This is a genomic window from Paracoccus sp. (in: a-proteobacteria), from assembly GCF_032007265.1.
GTDB lineage: Bacteria > Pseudomonadota > Alphaproteobacteria > Rhodobacterales > Rhodobacteraceae > Paracoccus.
The window spans coordinates 1-8,737 of record NZ_DALZMB010000135.1 but is presented as its reverse complement, the minus strand read 5'-3'; the positions used below and the strand labels follow the sequence as shown (position 1 = coordinate 8,737).

Annotated in this window: 7 protein-coding genes; 5 read left to right on the top strand and 2 right to left on the bottom strand. The window is 60.8% G+C overall.

Translation table 11 applies throughout. From position 1 onward, the window contains the following. Positions 1-606 (bottom strand): ABC transporter substrate-binding protein (locus tag RTS12_RS18725; RefSeq protein ID WP_312531218.1); only part of this gene is annotated, 606 nt, incomplete at its 3' end. Between the two features lie 140 nt (positions 607-746). Then, positions 747-1,196 (bottom strand): Lrp/AsnC ligand binding domain-containing protein, encoded by a 450-nt coding sequence (locus RTS12_RS18720; RefSeq protein ID WP_312531217.1) that lies wholly within the window; start codon positions 1,194-1,196, stop codon positions 747-749. 127 nt (positions 1,197-1,323) lie between these two features. On the opposite strand from RTS12_RS18720, the gene putA reads away from it, so the two are divergent. From putA to RTS12_RS18695, 5 genes are all read left to right on the top strand, one after another. Next, positions 1,324-4,764, top strand: a complete 3,441-nt coding sequence (gene putA, locus RTS12_RS18715) for a bifunctional proline dehydrogenase/L-glutamate gamma-semialdehyde dehydrogenase PutA (RefSeq protein WP_312531216.1) — start codon at positions 1,324-1,326, stop codon at positions 4,762-4,764. A gap of 142 nt (positions 4,765-4,906) precedes the next feature. Continuing rightward, positions 4,907-6,133 carry a glutathionylspermidine synthase family protein gene (locus RTS12_RS18710; protein ID WP_312531214.1) on the top strand — a complete coding sequence of 409 codons (1,227 nt, stop codon included), beginning with the start codon at positions 4,907-4,909 and terminating at the stop codon, positions 6,131-6,133. A 2-nt stretch (positions 6,134-6,135) separates the two neighbouring features. Beyond that, complete coding sequence (locus tag RTS12_RS18705) at positions 6,136-6,759, top strand: DUF1190 domain-containing protein (RefSeq protein WP_312531211.1); 624 nt, start codon at positions 6,136-6,138, stop codon at positions 6,757-6,759. Positions 6,760-6,818: 59 nt separating this feature from the next. Further along, a complete protein-coding gene (gene eda / locus RTS12_RS18700; protein ID WP_312531210.1) occupies positions 6,819-7,460 on the top strand; it encodes a bifunctional 4-hydroxy-2-oxoglutarate aldolase/2-dehydro-3-deoxy-phosphogluconate aldolase in 642 nt (213 codons plus the stop codon). A 1-nt stretch (position 7,461) separates the two neighbouring features. Further along, positions 7,462-8,679 carry an MFS transporter gene (locus RTS12_RS18695; protein WP_312531208.1) on the top strand — a complete coding sequence of 406 codons (1,218 nt, stop codon included), beginning with the start codon at positions 7,462-7,464 and terminating at the stop codon, positions 8,677-8,679. The last annotated feature ends 58 nt before the right edge of the window (positions 8,680-8,737 follow it).

Below are 8,737 nucleotides of genomic sequence, written 5' to 3'. Positions count from 1 at the left end.
GGCCTCGTTCTGACCCAGCCATTTATTGCCGAAATCATCACCCTCGACATGAGGCAGCACGGCCTCTTTGTCGATGATCGAGGCCACGCTTGCGGTCAGGCTGTTCAGGACTAGGGAGTATGCATAGGGCTGGTCCAGCTTCAAAACCAGCTTGTCGCCATCTGCCTTGATGTTCTCTTCGACGTTTTCGGGGGTAAAGCCGAACTGGGTCAGAATAAAGGACAGGCCTTGGTTCAGTTTCACCGCGCGCTGTAGCGACCAGGCCGCATCTTCGGCACGCACCGGATTGCCCGAATGGAACTTCACCCCGTCACGCATCTTGAAGGTGATGGTTTTGCCTTCGTCAGTGACTTCCCAGCTTTCCGCAAGGCTTGGCTTGAAGCCCGCGTTCAGGTCCAGCGGGTCAAAGTCGACCAGTCGGTCGTAAAGGTTGTTGGTGACGTTGATCCCCGAGAATTCCGAACTTTGCGCCGTGTCCATGGTGATGATGTCATCGATCTGATCAGCGATGACCAGGACATCCTTTGGCGTCTCGGCAAATGCCGCCGGGGCGAAGGCTACGGCAGAGGCCAGCAGCGCGGCGCGCAACGAAAAGCTTTTGGTCATGAAGCACTTCCCTGTTGTCCTGCCCCGATTCTTTCGGGGCCTTGATCGGACTAGGATCACCGGAAGCATCGACCGGAGCAAGACCCGGATTTAGATAGGTCCGCTTTTGTCAAATATTCTTTGTAACCGATTGAATATGCTTATTTTGGCAAGCGAACGATGGCATTATCCTTGATTGCCTCCATCGCGACATATGTCGAGGTTGACGCCACATGTGGCAGGGTCGAAATCTGCTCGGCCAGAACGCGGCGGTAATCGACGATATCCGTCGTTCGGACCTTAAGCAGGTAGTCAAAACCACCCGCGATCATGTGGCATTCCTCGATCTCGGGAATGGCCCTTACGGCTTTGTTGAACGATTGAAGTGCCGCTTCGCGGGTGTCGGTCAGCTTCAGCTCGACAAAGGCCACATGGGCCAAATTCATGCGCACTGGCGACAAAATGGCGCGATAGCCTGCGATAACCCCCAGCTGTTCCAAGCGTTTCATCCGCGCCTGCACGGGCGTTTTCGACAGGCCGACCTTTCCTGCCAGCTCGGTCACGCTTTGCCGTCCGTCACGCGCCAGTTCCGCCAAAATGGCACGGTCCATTCGATCCAATGCAAATGAACTATCAAAATCATATTTTTTGGTCGTATCGTCCAAGACTAGCCACTCAATTGGTCAGATTGCGCCAAGGAACAGCGCTATAACACGCCTAATGTCAAGGAGTCCGCGCATGTCAGCCTATACCCCCGCCCTCGCTGCAATTGATAAGGCCACCCTCGCCCCCGAGGCGCCCTTGCTTCAGGACTTGATCGCCGAAGCGGCACTTGATGGCGAGGCGCGCGCGCGCATCTCGCGTGCCGGTGCTGATCTGGTCACGCGCATCCGCGCCCAGCTTGATCCGGGCTTGATGGAGGTGTTTTTGGCAGAATATGGCCTTTCCACCGAGGAAGGGCTTGCCCTGATGTCGCTGGCCGAGGCGCTTTTGCGGGTGCCTGACGCCGAGACATCTGACGCGCTGATCGAAGACAAGATCGCGCCCGCCGATTGGAAGCGCCACAAGGGCCGCTCGAAATCCTCGCTGGTGAACCTCTCGACGCGCGGGCTGATGCTGACGGGCGGCGTATTGGGGCGTCGCGATGCTGGTGTGATCCGCGGCGCGGTGCGCCGTCTTGGCCAGCCGGTAATTCGCGCAGCCGTCACGCGCGCCATGCGCGAAATGGGTCGGCAATTCGTTTTGGGCCAAACCATTCAAGAAGCGATGAAACGCGCAGCAGAGGACCCAAAGTCCACGCAAAGCTATGATATGCTTGGCGAAGCCGCGATGACGGCCGCTGATGCCAAAAAATACGAGGCCGCCTATGCCAAGGCGATCACGGCCATCGCCTCGGCTTGCGTCAAGGGTCGGTTGCGCGACAACCCCGGGATTTCGGTCAAGCTTTCGGCGCTTCATCCCCGCTATGAGACCGCGCAAGAAGGGCGCGTGATGGCCGAACTTGTGCCGATCGTCACCCGCCTTGCCCGCGCGGCCGCCGCAGCCGACATGCCCCTGACCATCGATGCCGAGGAAAGCTATCGGCTGACGCTTTCGCTGCAAGTGATCGAAGCCGTGTTAAGCGATCCGCAATTGGCGGGTTGGGAGGGCTTTGGCATCGTGGTTCAAGCCTACGGGCGCCGCGCAGGACCGGCGATCAACTGGCTTTATGACATGGCTGGAAGACTTGATCGCAAAATCATGATCAGGCTTGTAAAAGGTGCCTATTGGGACGCCGAGATTAAACGCGCGCAGGTTACCGGTCTGGCCGATTTTCCGGTCTTTACCCGCAAGGTTTCAACCGATGCCAGCTATATCGGGCTTGCGCGGCGCCTGTTGGGAATGACCGACCGGATCTATCCGCAATTCGCGACGCATAACGCGCAGACCGTTTCGGCGGTTCTGGAAATGGCCAAGGGCCGCGATTTCGAATTCCAGCGCCTGCATGGCATGGGCGAAGGGCTGCACAAGCTGGTGCAAGAGGACAACCAAACGCGCCTGCGCATCTATGCCCCGGTTGGGGCCCATCGTGAGTTGCTGGCCTATTTGGTTCGTCGCCTGCTTGAAAATGGTGCGAACTCTAGTTTTGTGAACCAGATCGTCGATGAGGCGATTGCGCCCTCGGTCGTGGCCGCCTGCCCTTTGACGGCGGTCGAGGCCCTGGCCCAGATCGAAAATCCCGCCATTGCCCGTGGCACGGGTCTGTTCACCCCCGAGCGTGAAAACTCGCGCGGCCATGACATCGCCGACCGCCCCGCCCGAGATGCCTTGCTGGATGCGCGCGCGCAGGCGCCAGCTGCGCCGGTGGCCATGTCCCTGATTGCCGCCGACTTGCCCAACGGCCCTGCCGAGCCGGTTGAAAACCCCGCAACCCTTGGCGTCGCGGGTCAGGTCCATCAGGCAAGCAAGGCGCAGATTGACGCGGCCATTGACGCCGCCCAACCTTGGTCGCAACCGCTCTCGGCCCGCGCAGAGACCCTGCGCCGCATCGCCGATCTGTACGAGGCTGACACGCCCGCCCTGCTTGCGCTTCTTTGTGCAGAATCGGGAAAGACCCTTGGCGATGCCGTTGCCGAAATCCGTGAGGCCGTTGATTTCCTGCGCTATTACGCGGCGCAGGCGAGCAATCTGCGCAATCCGGCACGGGGCATTTTTACGGCGATCAGCCCGTGGAACTTCCCCTTGGCGATTTTCACAGGCCAGATCGCGGCAGCGCTGGCTGCGGGGAATGGCGTCTTGGCCAAACCGTCCGAGCAAACGCCCTTGATCGCTCATCATGCGGTCGGATTGATGCATCGCGCGGGCGTGCCTGTGACCGCGCTTCAATTGCTGTTGGGCGAAGGCGGCACGGTTGGCGCGGCCCTGACCTCGGATGGGCGCATCGATGGTGTTGTCTTTACCGGCTCGACCGCCACCGCCCAGATGATCCGCCGCGCGATGGCAGAGCATATGTCACCCACAGCCCCGCTGATTGCGGAAACCGGCGGGCTGAATGCCATGGTCGTCGATTCGACCGCTTTGCCCGAACAGGCAGTGCGCGATATTGTCACCAGCGCATTCCAATCGGCTGGCCAGCGCTGCTCGGCCCTGCGTTGCCTCTATTTGCAAGAGGACATCGCAGCCCCGGTTCTGGAAATGCTCAGCGGTGCCATGGACGAGCTGACTTTGGGCGACCCCGCGCTGACCGAGACCGATATCGGACCCGTCATCGATCTGAAGGCCGCAGCGCCCATTCGCGCTCATATCGAGCAGGCGCGCGCCGAAGGCCGCCTGATCAAGCTGCTTGCCGCCCCCGAAGGTGGTCACTTCATTGCCCCGGCAATGCTGCGGGTCGATGCCATCACGGATATGAAGCAGGAAATCTTTGGCCCCGTGCTGCATATTGCGACCTTCCCGGCCAACGGGCTGGATCAGGTCGTGGCTCAGATCAATTCGACCGGATACGGGCTGACCTTTGGCCTGCATTCGCGCATCGCCTCGCGCATCGACAGCGTGGCGGGGCGCATTCATGCGGGCAATGCCTATGTCAACCGCAACCAGATTGGCGCGGTTGTGGGCAGTCAGCCCTTTGGCGGCGAGGGGCTTTCGGGGACCGGCCCCAAAGCGGGCGGGCCTGAATATCTGGGGCGCTTCACAGAAGGCCCGGTGATCGAGGCCAGCACAAAAAGCAAGACATATTCAAGCTATTACAAAAGCTTGGAAAACGATCTTAAAGCGGTATCTATTAACGAGAACCCTATCAGCCGCATCGATCTTCCTGGGCCAACGGGCGAAAAGAACCAGCTCAGCCTGTTCTCACGCCCGCCGATCCTTTGCCTTGGGCCGGGCTATGATACGGCAAAGGCACAAGCAGCCGAGATCGCTCGTCTGGGCGGCTATGGTCTGGCGCTGGACGGTGTTCCCGATGCGAATTGGCTAAGCCGGATCGAGGGCATTTCTGGCGCCGTCTGGTGGGGCGATGTCGAAACCGGTCGCGCACTTGCCCGCGCCTTGGCCGCGCGCAACGGCCCGATCCTGCCATTGATCGGGGCCATCGACAAAGGCCATGTCGTGATCGAGCGCCACCTTTGCATTGATACGACCGCCTCGGGCGGCAACGCGGCCCTGCTGGCTGGCGAGGCGCTTAGCATCATTTCCTAGGCTTGCCGCATCACCCCTGCCCGGGCATCGCGCCACCCTTGCCCGGGCAGCACCATTTGTCGCATTTTTGCGGCAAAACCGCCGTCGGGCTTGCATCCGCGCCCTGGGCTTGCCATCTGTCGGGAAACCCGAAAGAGGCAAGATGCAGAAGATCTCCCTGCCCGAACGTCCCGAATGGCGCGCCCGCGCCCAAGAGCTGGGCTTTACCTTCGCCGATATGGACGGAGAGCCCTATTGGGACGAAACCAGCGCCTATCGTTTCACCCTGCGTGAAATCGAGGATGACATCGAAGGTCCATCGACCGAATTGCACGCGCTTTGCCGCGAGGCGGTGGCCAAGGCCGTCACCAGCGAGGAATGGCTGACGCGGCTGGATATTCCGCGCGCCCATTGGGATCTGATCGAACGCTCTTGGGCCAATGGCGAGCCAGAGCTTTACGGCCGGTTCGACCTGTCCTATGACGGAACCGGTCCGGCCAAGATGTTGGAATATAACGCTGATACCCCGACGTCATTTTACGAATCCGCAGCCTTTCAATGGCTTTGGCTGGAAGAGCAACAGCAGCTTGGCGTGCTGTCGGATCAAACCGATCAATTCAACGCCCTGCACGAAGCCGTGGTTGAGCGTTGGGCCGAAATGGCCGATCAGGGCACCGACATCCACTTTGCCGCCGACAAATCAAACCCCGAGGATTATGCCACCGTCGAGGCCCTTGCCTGGGCGGCACGCGAGGCGGGTCTGGGCGCGAATTTTACCGATCTTTCGGCCATTGGCGTGACCGAAGAGGGTCAATTTGCCGATGATCAGGACCGCATCATCGGAACCCTGTTCAAGCTTTATCCCTGGGAAGATATGCTGCGCGACGATTTCGCGCCCTATCTGCAACCTTCGGGCACGCGCTATATCGAGCCGCCATGGAAGGCCGTCTTGTCCAACAAGGGGCTGCTGCCGCTGCTTTGGGAAATGTTTCCCGGCCATCCGAACCTTCTGCCTGCCTTTTTCGCATCCGACATCGAGGCGGCGCTGCGCGGGACCGGTCCGGTCACGCCTGCGGTTGCAACGGCATTTCAGGCTGCTGAACCGGCGTTGAAGCGCGGATATGTGACCAAGCCGATCTTTTCTCGCGAAGGCGCGGGCGTGACCATCCACCAAGAGGGTCGCCGCCCCGAAGCCGCACCCGATGACAGCTATTCTCATCACCCGATGATCGTTCAGGCCTTGGCTCCTTTGCCCGATTTCGACGGCTTTCACCCGGTCTTGGGCGCTTGGATCATTGGCGAGGCCTGCGTCGGGCTGGGTATCCGCGAGGACCGCGCCCGCATTACTCATAACCTGTCTCGTTTCAAACCGCATTTCATCGAGGGCTAGTCATGTCGCACCGCAAACGCTCCCGTCACGTCGCGCTGGTTCTGGCTGGAACCGCGCTGCTCGGCCTTGCTGCCTGCGAGGATGACAAGGTAGACGCCCAGTCCTTTCCAGATCTGGCCAGCTGTATCGAGGCCAGCAAGGATAACGGGCTGTGGTTCAGCGAAGAGGATTGCCGCAAGAATTTTGCAGCAGCCGAGGCTGAATATCTGGAAACGGCACCGCGTTACGAATCAAAAGAGCTTTGCGAACAAGAGCATGGCGTTGGCAAATGCGGCGGCGATCCGACGCAGGCGCCTGCGGGCCAGCAGCAGGCACAGGGCGGAGGCGGCTTTTCCTTCATGCCGCTGCTCGTGGGCTATATGATGGGTTCGATGCTGTCGCGCGGCGGCGGCATTTTCTCGCAACCGATGGTGCAAAACGCCAATGGAAGCTATTCGACCCCCAAGGGCGACCAGAGTTTTGCCAGCAATCGTGGCGCAGGCAAGGTTCCGGCTCAGACCTTTACCAAAGCGCCCTCGACCATCGGCAAACCGCCAATGACCCAATCTCAGGTGGCGCAGCGCGGTGGCTTTGGCAAATCGGCAACCGCACGCAGTTCGGGTGGATCGCGCGGTTTTGGCGGCTGACGGCTTGCGGTCGGCGCAATAAAGTCGCAGGTTCAGCGCGAATTTTGACGGAGCCCCCGATGACGCCTCACGCCCAATCTGTCCGCAGCCGCGAACTTTGCAATCTTGCGCCCGTCATTCCGGTTTTGGTGGTCGGCGATGCTGATCGCGCAACCGGGCTGGCCGAGGCGCTGGTCCTTGGCGGTCTGCCGGTGCTTGAAGTCACCCTGCGCACCCCGGCAGCCCTTGAAGTAATCCGCCGGATGGCAAAGGTTCCGGGCGGCTATGTCGGTGCGGGTACGGTGCTCAGCCCTGATGATGTCAAACGGGCCAAGGATGCCGGCGCAAGTTTTGCCGTATCTCCTGGCGCAACCGAGACCTTGGTGCAGGCCTGCATCGATGAAGCCTTGCCGCTTTTGCCCGGCGCGGCGACCGCATCCGAGGCCATGCGGCTGCTGGAATGGGGCTATGATATGCTCAAGTTCTTTCCAGCCGAGGCCGCGGGTGGTGTGAAATACCTGAAGTCCTTGGGCGGCCCGCTGCCGCAAATCAGCTTTTGCCCGACCGGAGGCGTAACGCTAGACAGCGCGCCCAGCTATCTGTCCCAGCCCAATATCCTTTGTGTGGGCGGCAGCTGGATTGCACCCGATGCCGATGTCGCAGAGGCGAATTGGTCCGCGATCACCGCACGCGCTCAGGCGGCTGCGGCACTCGGGCGCTAGGGTGAGCCAGCCCATCGAGGCAACCGATCTGGGCCGCGCCAAGCGCAACGTTCTTGTGCTGGCGCTGGCTCAGGCCATTCTGGGCGCGCAGATGCCCATGAATTTCGTGGTCAGCGGGCTGGCGGGGCAGATGTTGGCCCCCAATGCCTGCCTTGCGACCCTGCCGCTTTCGATGATCATTCTGGGCTCGGCGCTATCAGCACGGCCCTTGGCCGCCTTCATGCAGCGCTATGGCCGTCAGGCTGGTTTCTTGCTGTCATGCCTGGCTGGCGCCTGCGGAGCGGCGGTTGCATTTTGGGGTTTGCGCATCGGCTCGTTCTGGCTGTTCACGGCGGGCGGGCTTTTGACGGGCGTCTATATGGCTGCGCAGGGGTTTTATCGCTTTGCAGCCACAGATTGCGCCCCGAGCGAGTTTCAGGGCAAAGCCATTTCATGGGTGATGGCTGCCGGTCTTTGCTCGGCGCTGACCGGGCCTTTTCTGGTTCGCGAAACCGCGACTTTGCTGGCAACGCCCTTTTTGGCGACCTATGGCGCCATCGTTATCCTGAACCTTGCAGGACCATTCCTATTCGCTTTTCTGGACATTCCACGCCAGCAGTCATCCGCGACCAGCAAGGCCCAAGGACGCAGCCTGCGCGAATTGATCCGCGTTCCTGAAATCGCCGTGGCCATGATCTGTGGCACGGTGACTTATGCATTGATGAACCTGGTCATGACCTCGACACCTCTGGCGGTGGTCGGCTGCGGCTATCAGACCTCGGATGCGGCAAATATCGTCTCGGGCCATGTCATTGCCATGTTTTTGCCCTCATTCTTTACCGGGGGGCTAATTGCGCGCTTTGGCGCCGCCCGGATCATGACGCTGGGGCTGGCCATTCTGGCCTGCGCGGGGGCGGTTGCGCTGTCAGGCGTGACGCTGGGCAACTTCTATCTGGCATTGATCTTGCTGGGGTGTGGCTGGAACTTTGGCTATATTGGCGCCACCGCCATGCTGACCAAAGCCCAACGCCCCGAAGAGCGCGCCCGCATTCAGGGCGTGAATGATGCGGTGGTCTTTAGCGGCGTTTTCCTGGCCTCATTGTCATCGGGTGGGCTGATGAACTGCCTGAGCGGCTCGACCCAGACCGGGTGGAACGCCGTCAACCTTGCCATGCTGCCATTCTTGGTTCTGGCAGGTGGGGCGCTGATCTGGCTGATGCTGCGCCCCAAGGAAGATTGATGGCGTAAAATGGGGGCTCTGCCCCCTTCCGGCCCTTACGGGCCGGCCCCCCGGGATA

Bases quoted from the DNA above. Each gene is read 5' to 3' on its own strand.
- putA (WP_312531216.1), top strand. From the start codon at position 1,324: ATGTCAGCCTATACCCCCGCCCTCGCTGCAATTGATAAGGCCACCCTC.
- RTS12_RS18705 (WP_312531211.1), top strand. From the start codon at position 6,136: ATGTCGCACCGCAAACGCTCCCGTCACGTCGCGCTGGTTCTGGCTGGA.
- RTS12_RS18710 (WP_312531214.1), top strand. From the start codon at position 4,907: ATGCAGAAGATCTCCCTGCCCGAACGTCCCGAATGGCGCGCCCGCGCC.
- eda (WP_312531210.1), top strand. From the start codon at position 6,819: ATGACGCCTCACGCCCAATCTGTCCGCAGCCGCGAACTTTGCAATCTT.
- RTS12_RS18720 (WP_312531217.1), bottom strand. From the start codon at position 1,196: ATGGACCGTGCCATTTTGGCGGAACTGGCGCGTGACGGACGGCAAAGC.